This window comes from Lactobacillus sp., from assembly GCF_014803895.1.
Map to the genome: position 1 here is coordinate 12,967 of NZ_JAAVAU010000034.1, position 14,789 is coordinate 27,755.

The 14,789-nt window shown below is 33.0% G+C and carries 15 protein-coding genes; 5 read left to right on the forward strand and 10 right to left on the reverse strand.

From position 1 onward, the window contains the following. The first annotated feature begins 47 nt into the window (after positions 1-47). From HDR40_RS09795 to HDR40_RS09810, 4 genes are read left to right on the forward strand one after another with little or no spacing between them, the layout of a single operon-like run. Positions 48-800 (forward strand): 1-acyl-sn-glycerol-3-phosphate acyltransferase, encoded by a 753-nt coding sequence (locus HDR40_RS09795; protein WP_290626140.1) that lies wholly within the window; start codon positions 48-50, stop codon positions 798-800. A 16-nt stretch (positions 801-816) separates the two neighbouring features. Beyond that, a complete protein-coding gene (locus HDR40_RS09800) occupies positions 817-1,647 on the forward strand; it encodes a glycosyltransferase (protein ID WP_290626142.1) in 831 nt (276 codons plus the stop codon). Between the two features lie 2 nt (positions 1,648-1,649). Then, a complete protein-coding gene (locus HDR40_RS09805) occupies positions 1,650-2,606 on the forward strand; it encodes a glycosyltransferase family 8 protein (RefSeq protein ID WP_290626144.1) in 957 nt (318 codons plus the stop codon). Continuing rightward, the gene (locus tag HDR40_RS09810; protein WP_290626146.1) at positions 2,603-3,466 is read left to right on the forward strand and encodes a lysophospholipid acyltransferase family protein; all 864 of its coding nucleotides are present in this window, start codon (positions 2,603-2,605) and stop codon (positions 3,464-3,466) included. The genes HDR40_RS09805 and HDR40_RS09810 overlap by 4 nt, the downstream gene beginning before the upstream one ends. A 32-nt stretch (positions 3,467-3,498) precedes the next feature. Here the strand turns inward: HDR40_RS09810 and HDR40_RS09815 are convergent, their stop codons facing one another. From HDR40_RS09815 to HDR40_RS09835, 5 genes are all read right to left on the reverse strand, one after another. Next, complete coding sequence (locus tag HDR40_RS09815) at positions 3,499-4,338, reverse strand: PepSY domain-containing protein (RefSeq protein WP_290626148.1); 840 nt, start codon at positions 4,336-4,338, stop codon at positions 3,499-3,501. A gap of 166 nt (positions 4,339-4,504) precedes the next feature. Next, entirely contained in the window at positions 4,505-5,059 is a 555-nt protein-coding gene (locus HDR40_RS09820) for a PepSY domain-containing protein (protein WP_290626149.1), read from the reverse strand. Between the two features lie 115 nt (positions 5,060-5,174). Beyond that, positions 5,175-6,536: a HAMP domain-containing sensor histidine kinase gene (locus tag HDR40_RS09825; RefSeq protein ID WP_290626150.1), complete on the reverse strand. Its 1,362-nt coding sequence runs from the start codon at positions 6,534-6,536 to the stop codon at positions 5,175-5,177. Beyond that, positions 6,529-7,230 (reverse strand): response regulator transcription factor, encoded by a 702-nt coding sequence (locus HDR40_RS09830; protein WP_290626152.1) that lies wholly within the window; start codon positions 7,228-7,230, stop codon positions 6,529-6,531. Before HDR40_RS09830 ends, HDR40_RS09825 begins: the two co-directional genes overlap by 8 nt. Before the next feature lie 78 nt (positions 7,231-7,308). Beyond that, the gene (locus tag HDR40_RS09835) at positions 7,309-7,965 is read right to left on the reverse strand and encodes a PepSY domain-containing protein (protein WP_290626154.1); all 657 of its coding nucleotides are present in this window, start codon (positions 7,963-7,965) and stop codon (positions 7,309-7,311) included. Between the two features lie 113 nt (positions 7,966-8,078). Here HDR40_RS09835 and HDR40_RS09840 point away from each other — a divergent pair, with 113 nt between their 5' ends. Further along, positions 8,079-8,414, forward strand: a complete 336-nt coding sequence (locus HDR40_RS09840) for a hypothetical protein (RefSeq protein WP_290626156.1) — start codon at positions 8,079-8,081, stop codon at positions 8,412-8,414. A 50-nt stretch (positions 8,415-8,464) separates the two neighbouring features. Here the strand turns inward: HDR40_RS09840 and HDR40_RS09845 are convergent, their stop codons facing one another. The 5 genes from HDR40_RS09845 to HDR40_RS09865 all read right to left on the reverse strand — a co-directional run. Then, complete coding sequence (locus HDR40_RS09845) at positions 8,465-9,379, reverse strand: prolyl aminopeptidase (RefSeq protein WP_290626158.1); 915 nt, start codon at positions 9,377-9,379, stop codon at positions 8,465-8,467. A gap of 97 nt (positions 9,380-9,476) precedes the next feature. Then, positions 9,477-10,124 carry a nitroreductase gene (locus HDR40_RS09850; protein ID WP_290626160.1) on the reverse strand — a complete coding sequence of 216 codons (648 nt, stop codon included), beginning with the start codon at positions 10,122-10,124 and terminating at the stop codon, positions 9,477-9,479. A 75-nt stretch (positions 10,125-10,199) separates the two neighbouring features. Continuing rightward, complete coding sequence (gene brnQ / locus HDR40_RS09855; protein ID WP_290626162.1) at positions 10,200-11,564, reverse strand: branched-chain amino acid transport system II carrier protein; 1,365 nt, start codon at positions 11,562-11,564, stop codon at positions 10,200-10,202. Between the two features lie 101 nt (positions 11,565-11,665). After that, positions 11,666-13,513: a flavocytochrome c gene (locus HDR40_RS09860; protein ID WP_290626164.1), complete on the reverse strand. Its 1,848-nt coding sequence runs from the start codon at positions 13,511-13,513 to the stop codon at positions 11,666-11,668. Between the two features lie 132 nt (positions 13,514-13,645). Next, positions 13,646-14,789, reverse strand: a 1,144-nt coding sequence (locus HDR40_RS09865) for an APC family permease (RefSeq protein ID WP_290628535.1), incomplete at its 5' end; no start/stop codon positions are given.

Here is a 14,789-nt window from a genome sequence, read left to right on the forward strand (position 1 = left end):
TTTTTGTACTATGTTTAGCTTAAGAATTCCTTTATAATTATGATATTATGCATAAACAAAAAATATATTATTACCACAAATTGACCGATGATTTGGTAGAAAGTGATAATCAAAATTTTTCACTGAATGATAACTATCAAATTATTAATCAAAATTTCCCTAATAAAATTGTTCGCACATTAGCAGGTAGTTTTGCTTATCTTTTAAGTTATGGAATATTACACGTTAAAGTAGTTGGAAAAGAAAAATTAGTACCTTATAAACACAAGGGATATTTTGTTTTTGCTAACCATACCCAACCAATTAATGACGCTTTTATGCCATTAACGCTTTTAGGAATTCAAGATTATTATGCTCTCGCTAGCCAATCTAACTGGGGAATCCCTTTTATTGGAAAATATTTACTTCCATACGGTGGTCTGCCAGTTGGCAAAGACCTAAAACAAAACGTTAGTCTACTTAAAGCTATTAAATTGCTTATTAAGCAAAATAAACACATCGTCATCTACCCAGAAGCACACGTTTGGCCATACTACACTAAAATTCGTCCTTTTCCCACAACAAGTATGAATTTTCCAGTTACTTTCAAGACTCCTTCTTTTACAATGACTACTACTTATCAAAAAAGAAAGCATTCCACAAAGCCTAAAATTATTGTTTATATCGATGGTCCCTTTTTCACCGATGAAAAATTACCTAAAAAGCAACAACAAATGCAGTTACATGAAAAAATCTACCAACAACTAAAACAAAGAGCTGCTACCAGCAACTGCAGCTTGTATCACTATCAGAAAAAATAATGGGAAGTTATTTATCATGAATATTTTATTTTGTGGCGATTCACACGCTGAAGATGGTGTCTTAATTACAACACTTTCACTCTTAAAACATGTTAAAGAGATACATATCTACGTTTTAACTATGGTTACAGCTAACGATAATAAGCAGTTTTATCCTTTTAGCTCTCAAGCAATTAACCTCATTGAAAAAATCATTCAAAGAAAAAATCCTAAAAATACAATTAAACTTTTTGATATCACTGACCTTTATGAAGCGCAAGCTCCTAAGGTTAATCAAAATACCCGCTTCACGCCTTATGCAATGCTGCGCCTTTTTGCAGATCAGATTCCAGAAATACCTGACCGAATTCTTTACCTAGATGATGATATTATTATAAGGAAGAATATCGATTCTTTTTATAATCAAAATCTTCATGATACAGAATTAGTAGGAATATTGGATTATTATGGCCGTTGGTTCTTCCACAATCGTTTAAGACCATTTGATTATATTAATTCTGGGGTCTTACTCTTAAATATGAAAGAGATAAAAAAGACAAACCTTTTTGCTCGTGTCCGTAAGCTAATGCAAACCAAAAAAATGTTTTTACCAGATCAAACAGCTATTAATAAATTAGCTAAAAAGAAGAAATATGCTCCTCGTAAGTATAATGAGCAAAGAAAACTTCATTCTAATACTGTAATCCAGCACTTCACTACAAGCTTTAGATTTTTTCCAATTATTCATACCTTAACTGTAAAACCTTGGCAAGTTGATAAAATTCATAGTATCTTAAAGATTCACGATTATGATGATATTTTAAATGAATACTTGAAGTTACAACCTTTATTAAAAAAGAAAGATTAAATATGCAAACTATTCCAGTATTTTATACCATTAGTGACAACTTCACTCAATATGCGGCAGTATCATTAAATTCTCTTGTTAAAAGAGTCAGTTCTAAAAATAATTATATTATTACCTTTTTGCATCAAGATTTAACTTCTGATAGCATGGCAAATTTAAAAACATTTGAAAAAGAAAATGTAAAAATTGAATTCAAGCATATCGATGATAAATTAGTTAAACCTATAAAGAATACCGAAGGCAATTATCTTAGAGCTGACTTTTTTACAATGTCAATTTTTTACCGTTTATTTATCCCAGATTTATTCCCTCAATATGACAAGGGGATCTATCTTGATGCTGATACGGTTGTTAATGATGATATTGCTAACTTGTACAACATTGACCTAGAAGAAAATTATTTTGGTGCGTGTGCTGATTTATCAGTCCGCTTTATACCAATCATGCAAAAGTATATTAAAGAGTGTCAAGGTATTTTTCCACCAGAAAAATATATTAATTCCGGTGTTCTTTTGCTTGATATGAAAGCTTTTAGAGATAAAAAGTTTTCTGATAGATTCTACTATTTAATTAACAAATATAATGTCCCAACAATTGAACCAGATCAATCATATCTAAACGAGATATGTGAAGACAAAATTAAATATCTTGATCCCAGTTGGGATGCAATGCCTAATGAAAATATGGAACCCATTAAAAATCCACACTTAGTGCACTACAATCTTTTCTTCAAGCCTTGGCATTTTCCAGATGTTCAATATCAGGAATACTTCTGGAACAGTGCAAAAGAAACGATGTACTATCAACAATTAAAAGATGAACTTAATAATTTCACCGACAAAGATCGAGCTAATGCCCGTAAAGGACTAAAACATATGCTTGGTAAAATTGATAGCATCAGAAACAGCCCTAACAGTTGGTTCCATATTAAAGAACAAGGAGAGCGGGTTAAACTATGATAATTGGTGGAGACAGATTTAAAGTAATTGAAAATATTAAAAAAAATATTCAAAATAAAGCTTTTCATGCTAAAGCCGAAATTGGCGATCCCATTTTAAGCCAAGAAAAAAGCAAACAATTAGTAGAACATTTTTGGAAAGATAGTAAAAAATATTCCCATAAACTAGTAAATCTTTTTACTCGCGGGGCTTTTGACTTAGGAGCTCTTATCCTTACTTTAGGAGATAAGATTGATTCTACAAAGAACATTAAACATATCCCTAGTGCGATTATAACCTCCAACCATTATAATCAATTTGATAGCTTACCAATTAAAAAATTAGCCCTAAAAGCACATAAGCGTCTTTTTATTATCGTAGAAGATACTAATCTACTTTTACCAGGATGGATTGGGTTCATGATGAAAAATATCGATAGTATTCCCTTAAGTAATAGCGTACGATATCTAGGACGTGAATTTCCAAAACATTTATCAAATGCTTTTGCCAAAAAAAGCTGGGTTCTTATTTATCCTGAACAAGAGATGTGGTTCAATTATCGTAAACCACGCCCTGTTCAAAAGGGAGCCTACTACTACGCTGCAAAATTAAATGTACCTATTATTTCCTGCTTTGTGGAACTTCAAGATAAATCAAGTTATGAAAAAAATCATCCTGAATTCCATAAAACTCGTCGTATTCTCCACGTTTTGCCTACAATTTATCCAGACCCTAATTTAAGTGTTGACGAAAATGCACGTAGAATGCGCGATATTGATTATTCACAAAAGAAAAAAGCTTATGAACAAGCATACAATAAAAAGCTTGACTATACTTTTTCTTACGATGATATCGCTGGATTTATTCCTAAAAACAGATAAAAAGTGTATCCCTAAAATTGGGATACACTTTTTTAGTCCTTATCATTATTTGTATCTTTTTCTACCTTAATTACTTCTTTAGTTATAGCATTAATTTCTACTTCAGTTTCAGTAGAGTTATTCAATAATTCTACTGACCAAATCCATTTTCCATCTTCTTTTTCTAATTTACTTTCTACCACCGTTCCACTAGCATTCTTTTGTGCAATTTCAATTGCTTCTGTTGCCTTAATTACATTGCTAGAAACACTAGTATATCTTTCTTTTTTACTTTTATCACCATGTCTTGAATCTTTATCTTTTAATTTATCCTTTTTAGTACTTAAAACTTTCTTACTTGCGGCATCAATCTCTACCTTAGTTTTATTAGAACCATCTACTAATTCTACATTCCAAATAGCTTTGCCATCTTCAGTTTCTAAAGTCCATTCAACTGCAGTTCCACTAGCATTTTTTTGTGCAATTTCACTAGCTTCATCGCGACTGATTAACTTACTTAAATCTAAGGCCACATTTTTATCATCTTTATCTAAATTTTCACTTCTTGAAGTTAAAACCTTACCCGTTTCTGCATCTACATCTACACGGTATTCTTTACTTGAGTCAAATCCTTCAATAGTATAAACATAAGTACCACGGTGAGCTTCTAATTCAATTGACTCAATTGATTTATTACCATATTTTTCAGTAAACTTTTCAATAGCTTGTTGTTGAGTAATTTTAATCTTAGAAGTACTTACTTTACTTTTAGTAACTTGAGTAGAACTATCTGATGCATTAACATAGTTATTCGCTACTACAGTTGTACCTCCAACAGCTAATCCTAAAACTGCAGCGGCAAGTGATAGTTTCTTTAAATTAATAGTTTTCATAAATTAATCCTTCTTTCGTCTAAACATTTATCTCGTTCAATTTATATATTTAGTTTACGAAAAAAGTAGCTTTTAAAAACCAAAATTAGATGTAAATCAAATGAAGATTTCTTCATTTTTAATCTCTAAAAAAATAACACCCTCTAACTCAAGGGTGTTATTTTGTCTAGTTATCTTTCTCTACACTAATTACCTTTTTGGTTAATGTATTAATTTCTACTTCAGTACCGTTAACAAATTCTACTACCCAAACAGATTTACCATTTTCTTTTTCTAAAGTCCATTTCACAGCCTTACCACTTGCATGCTTTTTTGCAATCTTAGTCGCACTAGACCGACTAATTGCCTTCTTTAAATTAACCGCACTCTTGTGATCGGTAGTATCTAATTTTTCACTCTTTGAGCTAATAATTTTACCCGTTTTAGCATTAATCTTAACTTCATATTCTTTAGTTTTATCAAAGCCATCAACGATATAAACATATTTATTTCCACTTGGCTTCAAACTAATTGATTCAATAGATTTATTACCAAACTTTTGAGTAAATTTCTTTACAGCCTGAGTTCTAGTAAGTTTTATTTGGGAAGTACTTGTGGCTGCTTGGACAATTGTAGTTCCAGACGTACTTTTTAAACTTCCAATTGTAATTGCACTTCCACCTACTGCTAAACCTAAAATTGCTACAGTTGCAGATAATTTCTTGTTAATATTCTTGAACATAATTCTTTATACCTCTTTTTATATTCTAATTCGTCTCACTTAATTTCTATATTTATTATACGAGGAAACTAACTTTTAAAAGTCAAAATTATATATAGATTAAATGAAGATTTCTTCATTTTTCGTAAGGAAGATAAATAGTAAAGATCATGCCGTTAGGGTGATTGGCGCTAAGTTTGATTTGTCCATGATATTCATCTACTACTTTTTTTACAATTGCTAACCCTAAACCAGTACCCGAAATTTTATTAGAATGTGCTTGATCCTCACGGAAAAAACGATCAAAAATTTTATTATAATTTTCTTTTTTAATACCTTGCCCTTCGTCTTTTACCTTCAAGACTAAACCTTTATTTTTAGATTTTAAACTTAAAAATATTGGTGTACCTTTTTGAGAATATTTTGCTGCATTTTCTAATAAATTATGGATTAAATGACGAAAATCAGTTAATTTAATTGCATAAAATAACTCATTAGGCGACTTCAATTGGACGTGACGATGAAATTCTTGCCATATTAATTCACATTCATTCTTTATTACTCCTACTAAATCAATTTTTTCAATTGCTGCAGATTTCCCTTGTCCTCGCCCTAACTCAAGCAATTCATTAACTAATTCCTGCATTCTCAAGGATTCTGAATCAATATACTCAAGTGACTTATCTATAATTTCAGGATTACTTTTTCCTCGCCTTTTAATAAGACCTACATGGCCTCGAATAGCTGCTATAGGTGTTTTTAATTCATGCGAAGCATCTGTTACAAATTGATGTTCTCTTTGCATTGCTTGGTATTGCGAATCCAGCAAACTATTAAAAGATTGAGCCAGATGTTTAATTTCTACTGGTTGCTGAGGAACTGAAATAGTTTTATTTTGACTTTTATTATTATTTTGAATTTGAAGAATTTCATGATCCATTTTTTCTAAAGAAAAACTCCACTTTTTAGCAAATCTTCTTATCAGAGGAATACAAAGCAAAATGGCTCCTAAATTCAAAACAATCATTGTAATGAGTAACTGAATAACAAGCTGAAAGAGACCATCAACATTTAAGGCAACTGTTACCTTATATCCCCATACATTAGACTGTTCTAAATAATAAACACTCCTTGAGGCAAAAAAAACATTATTGTAATGACGACTGGTATCTACTTTTTTAAAAAGTTTGTCCCCATCCTCAGAATAAAAAGTTTTTTCTTTGGGCGTCACAATTTTAATTGCATCATCATCCTGACGGGCAATATAGGCATCTAACAAAGTATCCCATTTAATATTATCGTGATCGTGATGTCCACGCTCTTCAACATTATCTTTAACATTTTCAATTAATTCATGAGCTTGCTTTTGGGCAGTTTGATAAACAAAAATCGTTGAAATAATAACAAATGCTAAATTTACAATAAACAAAATTGCGATAAATAATTTTAAAAACAAACTTGTTAATTGCTGAGCAGTGGTCCTAGTTTTTTTAGTCATCCAAATCAAGCTTTCTTAGACAATAACCGTAGCCACGAATAGTTTTTATTAAATCACGGTATAATCCGAGTTTATTTCTTAAGGTTCTAATATAAACATCAACAGTATTAGTTTGTCCCACAAAGTCATACCCCCAGACTACATCTAACAATTCATCCCTACTTTTAACTTTTTCTGGATCTTTCATCAACTCTGCCATTAAAGCAAACTCTTTGGGAGTAAGATAGATATTTTCCTCCCCACATTCAAACTTATGATTAACCAAATCAAGCTTTAATACACTAAACCTCAAAACATTTGTAACCGTATTTTCACGTTTCTTCTCTTTTTCAAGACGACGCAAAACTACTCGAATTCGTGCAAATAATTCCTCTATTTCAAAAGGCTTAGTCATATAATCATCTAATCCTTGATCAAGCGCATTACTGATATCACTCGCCTGATTTTTAGCCGTCAACATGATAATCGGTACATCACTTTTTTTACGAATTCTTCTCAATACCGTTAAACCATCGTATACAGGTAACATCCAGTCAAGTAAGATAAGAGTTGGTTTGTCTTTCTCAAACATTTCTAAAGCTTCTTGACCATTTTGGGCCCAAATTACTTGATAACCTTCTAATTCCAATTCAGTTTGTATAAAACTTGCTAAGCTTTCTTCATCTTCTACTAATAAAATCTTGATATTATCCATAAGTTAGTCCTTTAGTAATTATTATTATCTTAACTATACTAAAAAAGCAGCCCGAAGGGACTGCTAATTATTTAACTTTTAATTATCATGCTCGCTAGTAAGGACCTTCTTATTAATTGCATCAATCTTAACCTCAGTCCTGTGGATGCCAGATTCAACAGTAATATCCCACTCTGGACGACCAGTATTTTCATCCATTTCAAGATCCCATTCAATAGCACTACCACTGCCAACATGCTTTTCAGCAAGTTTACCCGCTTCAGAACGGCTAATTACTTTAGAAAGATCCAAGCCTTTTTGATTATGTTCATCTGAATCTAAGGCTTCAGACTTAGAATTAATTTCCTTACCAGTTACAGCGTCAATTGTTAGTTCATGTTCCTTCTTGGAATCAAAACCATCGATTGAATAGACATAAGCTGAACCACTAAGTTTTAAATCAATGCTCTTTATTTTACTATCGGCAAACTTCTTATTAAACATATCAACTGCCTCAGATTGGCTCACTTTAATAGTAGCACTTTCTTTTTTAGCAGTTGATTCATTTACTGAAGAGGACGAGGAGGAACTTGAACTACTACTTTCTGAACTAGATTTACTTGAGTTAGATTTTGTAGATGATTGGCTAGAAGTTGAATTAGTGTTATTAGAACTACATGCCACAGTTCCCATAACCAAAGCAGCCCCAAGAGCTACCCCACTTAAAAGTTTTACCCACTTTGTATTTTTAGACATTATATTTCCTTTCTAAAACACTTTTATGCAGCATTTAACCGCTTTCGTAAGTTATAATATTATTGTAATATTAATTATTAGCAGGTGCTATTTTTAAGATTCTGGAGGAAAATATGAATACACCACAACAAAGAAATACTTTTTGGATAATCGCATTAATTTTAATCATTCTGAGTATTTTTGTACCTAACTACTCATCTTGGTATTTTCCAGTTAATTTAGTAACTCTTGTAGTTATCTACATTTACTACTTTATAATGATTAAAAGTCAGCAATATGGTTGGGCAATCTTTGAAGCTGCAATATCTGCTATTTGGTTTGATAGCTATTTCAAAGCACCATTTGGTTCACCAAAAACTATTGCTATGTTCTTTGGTATCGTAGGAGTTATCTTAATGGTCATTGCCATTATTTTAGATATTCAACAACATCGCCAAGAAAAAATGTAAAAGAAAAACTACTACTAAACAGTTAAAATGTTCGGTAGTAGTTTTTTAGTTTATTCGCCTTTAAATTTTCCGTCTTCAACTTCACGAATAAAATCAGCCAAGTGCTTATAATACACATCCGGGTTATCAACCATATGGTGGTGACCACCATCAGGAGTAGTAACTAAACGTGAATTTGGAATTTCTTTCTGCATAGTCTTTGCAGTAGAAATTGGCATAGTTTCATTTTCACCAAAAGTAAGTAAAGTTGGAACCTTAATGTTCTTTAATTTGTCTCTAAAATGCCAATCCTTCAATTTACCGGTAATTACAAATTCGTTATCACCTTGGAAAGCATTATAAACTGCACTACCACCAATATCCTTTAAGTGGTAAAGCTTAGAAGGTTGTTTTCTATCAACAAAGTTAATATTCAAAATTTGAACATCATCCTGATAGCGTTGATTATCATAGTCGCCTTTTTCTTCACATTCGTGCATAAAATCAATTTCAGTTTGAGGAAGCACCTCTTGTCTTCTTCTATTAACTGCATCAACATATTCATCAATTTCATCGACCATTGAAGAAATAATAGCACCCTTAAGATGTTGCCCATACTTAACAGCATATTCTTGAACCAAAAGTCCACCCCAGCTTTGACCAATTAAATATATATTATCTAAGCCAAGCTTTTCACGAACTTCATCAACTTCATCTAAGAAATATTCATAAGTTAAGTACTTTTTGGCCACTTCAGGATCAGAATAATCAGGTTGATCAGAATATAACGAACCAAGTTGATCATACATTGTAACCTGTACATTCAAACCTTGCTTCTTCAATTGCTCAGCAGCATCTTCCCAGTATTCGTGATTACCACCTGGTCCACCATGAAGAGCTAATAAATGAATATCACCTTCACCTTGAGTATTAGTCCATAAGTGATAGCCATTGTCTAAAGTAATAATTTTACTACCTGTCTTCATTAAAAAACTCCTTTATAATTGTTAGATATTAATATTCTATCTCAAATATATCTAAAAGAAAAAAGTCCGAGCTTTTAACTCGAACTAATTTTCATAACTAATCGCTAAATTTTACGAATTTATTAATATCCATTCTACCAAGCTTAAATTGGTTAACACGATCATCATCTGGATAGCCTAAAGCAATTCCCATAAAAATCTTTTCATTTTTAGGAATATCAATATGTTTTCTAATTGTATCAGGAAAACGAACAATTTCATAAGCCGGAACTGTACCAATTCCCTTATCAGTTGCTGCTAAAATCAAGTTTTGAGCAAACGAACCAATGTCATAGTACTTGTAAGGAGTTGCTTTTTCATCACTGGTGAAGTAAATCAAAGCTTGAGCATTATATAAGTATCTTTGTTTCTCAGCAAAAAAGCTAAAGTCTCCCTTAGTAAAGTCAGCTAATTCTTTAGTAAAATTAGCAACATTTTCATCTTCTTGTTTAGTCCAGTCATCTTCAACAGTTGGCTTAACATCAGTCCAGGAAATAGTTCCCTTATCAGCTAACTCCAAATGGTCCTTCTTAATTCCTTCAAGGGTCTTACCTGTTGCAACATAAACCTTCCAAGGTTGAGAATTTTCCCAAGATGGGGCATGACTAGCAGTCTTCAAAATATCTTCTAAATCTTCTTTAGAAATTTGTTTATCTGAAAATTCACGTGTAGAATGACGCTTTTCAATTAAATCTTTAAATTCCATAATCTACCTTCTTTGTTATTACTTAAACTCAAGCTTATTATAGTTGTTTCCAGATATTGAAAGCAAATTTTGAAATCATATTTTTCCAGCTTTTCTTCGCCAAATATGCAGAATAACACTAATTCCTAAACCAATTAATGCTGGAACAATCCACGACAGACCTAAATCCGACATTGGCAAAAAACTACTTCTAATTTTATTCATCCATACTACAAAACTTGTCTGATTAAGCGGTGCTGGCAAACTATTCACCAAATCAAAAAAACTTGGTATTAAAGTTAACCCAACTGTTATGCGATAAACTACAGGATCTTTTTTAATATATGGTGAGAGTAGTGACAATACAATTAAAACAATTACTAAGGGGTATAAGAACATTAGCATTGGTAGAGACCACTTAATAATTTGATCAAGTCCGCATGATCCTACTAAACAAGAGGCTACGCAGGCAATGGTAAGCCATACTCGATAAGAAAAAATTGGAAAATGTTGATGAAAATCTTCCGCAAATGCTGCTACTAAACCTACTGCAGTTGTTAAACAAGTCAAGACAATTAAGAATGCTAAGAATGCTTGACCAAACGTTCCAGCATAATAAGTTACAATTTGAGAAAATGCAGTTCCGCCATCAGCAGATAACTTAAATTGGCCTAGTGACATTGCTCCCATCACAATTAAAAGCAAATATATCACCCCAATTGCTAGAATTCCAATCATCCCTGATTTGGCAGTAACCTTAGCAATTTCACTTTCTTTTTTTATTCCCATTGAACGAATAGCAGATACAACTGCTACACCAAAAGCTAATCCAGCTAAGGCATCCATCGTATTATATCCTTGAAGAAATCCTTTTACGAATGCTCCAGAAGTATATTCACTAGAAATTGGCATAGCAGAAGGATTTCCCATTGGCTTAGCAAAAGCAACTACAAATACTAAAAATAAGGCTACTAAAAAAATTGGATTTAAGATTTTCCCCAGACTAGATAAAATATCACTCTGATTAAAGGCAATTGCATAAACTACCCCAAAGAAAATAACTGTAAAAATTATCAGCCCAATTCCTTGATACTGTTTAGGAAGTAATGGGGCAACACCAACTGTATAAGATACGGTTGCAGTTCTTGGTGTAGCAAAGAAAGGTCCTATTGTTAGATGAATTAAGGTCATAAAAATAATAGCAAATTTTCCCCCAATTGGGCGGGCCAAATCATACATTCCATCACTACGTGTAATTGCAATCGCTAGTAATGAAAATAGAGGGAGAGCAACTCCCGTTACTAAGAATCCAAGTGCTGCAGGGAGCCAAGCTTTTCCCGCTAACTGTCCTAAATGAAGTGGAAAAATTAAGTTACCGGCTCCAAAGAAAAGTGCAAAAATCATGGAAGCAACGACTAAATATTGTTTCGTACTTAGTTTTTTATTGGACGTTTCTTTCATATTCTTCTCCTCATTAAATAATCATTTTATTTTAAATATTCTACCAAAAAAGCATTACTAGCAACAGGGCTAGTAATGCAATTATTAAGGATTATTTAATTTCACAAAATTTCTTTAGCAGCAGTATCAGCCGCAATTCTCCCAAAAGTAAAGATATCAGCCAATGAGTTACCACCTAACCGGTTACCTGCATGGATACCACCTGCTACTTCACCTGCAGCATACAAACCTGGAATCACCTTACCATCAGTGTTAATAACATGAGTAGCAGTATCAATCTTTACACCACCCATTGTGTGGTGGATAGCTGGCTTTCTAGGAGTAGCATAGAATGGAGCAACTTCACACTTCAAGTTAAAAGCAGACTTATGAAAATCTGGGTCATTATCCGCATCAACGTACGAATTATATTTTTTAATAGTTTCTTCCAAAACTTCAGGTTTCATACCAATTTGCTTAGCCAAATCGGCCAAAGTATCAGCCCTAAATAAAGTGCCAGCTTCAACTTGAGCATCAATCTTTTCTTGGCTAGTATTATAAGCTGTTTCCTTAATCTTTTCATCAGCAATTAAATAGAATAAACTGCCGTTATCAATTGCAGCCTTGGTTAAAGTATCCCGTTCCGCGAATTCATTTACAAAACGTTTACCTTCTTGGTTGACCATAATAAAGTTTTCTGGTGGAGTTTGTAAACCAGTAAATAACTCACCAGTCTTAGGATCAGACACTGGCATCATTTGAATAAAGCCCATACCAACAAAGTCAGCACCAGCTTCTTCACCCAAGTCAATGCCATCACCAGTAATTGCTGGAGAGTTAGTAGTCGCAATATCATCATCAATATGTTTCCAGTAAGTATTGTATTTTTGAACTTTCTTAGTATCTGCACCAAAACCACCCGAGGTTAAGATGACATCTTTAGCATGAACAGTAATTTTAGAACCGTCAGCCTTTTCAGCCACAACACCAACTACACGATTATCTTCAATTAATAAATGTTTAGCTCGTGTTTCAGTCAAAATATTACCACCATGAGCCTTAACCCAATCACCAAGAATATGGATAAAGGCATAACCCATTGGTTCAACGGGCTTGTGACCTCGACGCCACAAGGCACCAACCGGCATCGTAACTTGGGTTTGATCAAAATCTACACCCAAGTCAGCTAACCATTTTACAGAGGCCAAAGTATTAGTAACTAACTCATGAACTAAAGCATAATTACCGTGGATTTCGTTACCATTCAAGTCAACGCGTTTCCCACCTAAATAAGTTTGAATTTCATGAAGAAGAGTTGAATCAAATAAATAATCTGCACCAGAATCAATATAATCTTTAATTTGTTTTTTTAATTCTTTAAAGTCATCATGATATTCGGCATCAATCTTTTCAATTGGAATTGCTGCTAGCTTTTTTAAAGTTTCCTTTTCGCCAGATAAAGCCTTAAATTGTTTTTGCCAATCGGGTTCCGCTGCATTCATTGGGCCACCAGCACGAGTAGTATTACCACCAATTTGTGGGAATTTTTCTAAAACTATTACCTGACGATGGTGTTGAATTGAACGCGCTGCTGCTGCAAGCCCTGCACCACCGGCCCCAATAACGACTACATCTGTAGTATATTCTTTATCTTTAGCACTAACTTTAACAGGCTTAGCACGCTTTTTCCATTCTTCAGCATCTCCGCCAGCACTTGTGATTGCTTGAGCTACCCCATCGATCACCCCATGACTAGAAATCGTAGCTCCAGAAACTGTATCTACATTTAGTGTTTGATTATCTACAATTTCTTTGGGTAATCTATGAAACACTTCATCTGCTACACCTTTAGTTTCACCTTTAGAATCAACTTTAATATCTTCAATTTTATCTTCTGATAAGGTCACTTCCATAGGCATATAGCTCGAACCGTGACCTTGTGCTTTGACATCATATTTTCCAGGTTTCATAGATATTGCTTCCTTTCAATATGCAAAAATCCATATGTAAATAATATCTACGATAATCATAACACAACTTTGTGAAAAAAATAACAAAATTAAAATTCATAAAAAAAGACGGTCCCTTAGACCGTCAAACAATTATTTTTCTTTGGCATTACCAAAATTATAATGATAATGATAAATAATCAATGGTAATACTGTAACCACAATACAAATTCCAATCATAATAGCCACATAAGGTACACGTAAATTATCTGGCGTACCAGTAGCTGGAATAAAGCTAACAAAGAAAGCAATTACAGTAATAAATAAAGCAATAAAAGCTACAACTATACTCCACGTATTATTTTTAGTCATGTAATAACTACGCTCTAAGTTAGTATGTTTAAGCTTCAAAGCAATAAACGCAATTAACATAATGATATAAACGATTAAGTATTGAGCTGTAGTTGAAGCAAGAGAAACATTGAAAGCAAAATCAGAATTATTACCACTAGTGAAATTCAAAATCACAGAAGAGGCTGTTACAACTAAAGATTGCACTACAATTAAACGCATTGGAACATCACGTTTAGTAGAATGAGCAAAATACTTAGGCATGTAGCCTTCCTTGGCGGCTTCAAACATCCCTTGACTAGGACCCGAAAGCCAGTTACCAAGTTCACCAATTATTCCGCAAGCCAACATAACACCAATAATTTTTTCTAAAAGTTCACCCGGTAACCCAATTGAATCAAGTAAATGTCCAAAAGCAAACACAAAACCACTACTATTAGAAATTTCTCCCTTAGGAACAGTCATTCCAATTGCCATACTACCAAGTAAGTCAAAAGACATTGCTGTAATAGCTAAAGCCCACATCACGTTCGAATACTTTTTGGGATGCTCTAGATACTTAACATGTGGTGCAGAAGCTTCCCCACCACAGAAGGCTAAGATAAACGGTACAAAAGCAACCAAAGTAGTCCCATTTAATTGATGTGGAAAAATTGTTGACCAGTTTAAAGTATAATGCAACGGTCTTCCTTGAGCTAAATAGACAAAAAAGGCAATAATAAGCAAAATAACCGGCAAAGCAATCCCAATTGCAAAGAGCCATTCTGCAATCTTACCAATCTTTTTCACACCAACTAATTCACAGAGAGTAATTCCCCACAAAATAATCATCATCATGATGAATCTAATCCAAGGATTACTGTTTAATTGTGGCATATTAAACGTTAAAGATAATGAACCAATAATAACCAGCATCATAGTGTTCATACCAATTGTGATATGAATC

Coding starts and splice junctions, on each gene's coding strand:
- HDR40_RS09845 (WP_290626158.1), bottom strand. CDS start 9,379: ATGAAGACAGGTAGTAAAATTATTACTTTAGACAATGGCTATCACTTA.
- HDR40_RS09850 (WP_290626160.1), bottom strand. CDS start 10,124: ATGGAATTTAAAGATTTAATTGAAAAGCGTCATTCTACACGTGAATTT.
- HDR40_RS09820 (WP_290626149.1), bottom strand. CDS start 5,059: ATGTTCAAGAATATTAACAAGAAATTATCTGCAACTGTAGCAATTTTA.
- HDR40_RS09840 (WP_290626156.1), top strand. CDS start 8,079: ATGAATACACCACAACAAAGAAATACTTTTTGGATAATCGCATTAATT.
- HDR40_RS09825 (WP_290626150.1), bottom strand. CDS start 6,536: ATGACTAAAAAAACTAGGACCACTGCTCAGCAATTAACAAGTTTGTTT.
- HDR40_RS09805 (WP_290626144.1), top strand. CDS start 1,650: ATGCAAACTATTCCAGTATTTTATACCATTAGTGACAACTTCACTCAA.
- HDR40_RS09860 (WP_290626164.1), bottom strand. CDS start 13,513: ATGAAACCTGGAAAATATGATGTCAAAGCACAAGGTCACGGTTCGAGC.
- HDR40_RS09810 (WP_290626146.1), top strand. CDS start 2,603: ATGATAATTGGTGGAGACAGATTTAAAGTAATTGAAAATATTAAAAAA.
- HDR40_RS09830 (WP_290626152.1), bottom strand. CDS start 7,230: ATGGATAATATCAAGATTTTATTAGTAGAAGATGAAGAAAGCTTAGCA.
- HDR40_RS09835 (WP_290626154.1), bottom strand. CDS start 7,965: ATGTCTAAAAATACAAAGTGGGTAAAACTTTTAAGTGGGGTAGCTCTT.
- brnQ (WP_290626162.1), bottom strand. CDS start 11,564: ATGAAAGAAACGTCCAATAAAAAACTAAGTACGAAACAATATTTAGTC.
- HDR40_RS09795 (WP_290626140.1), top strand. CDS start 48: ATGCATAAACAAAAAATATATTATTACCACAAATTGACCGATGATTTG.
- HDR40_RS09815 (WP_290626148.1), bottom strand. CDS start 4,338: ATGAAAACTATTAATTTAAAGAAACTATCACTTGCCGCTGCAGTTTTA.
- HDR40_RS09800 (WP_290626142.1), top strand. CDS start 817: ATGAATATTTTATTTTGTGGCGATTCACACGCTGAAGATGGTGTCTTA.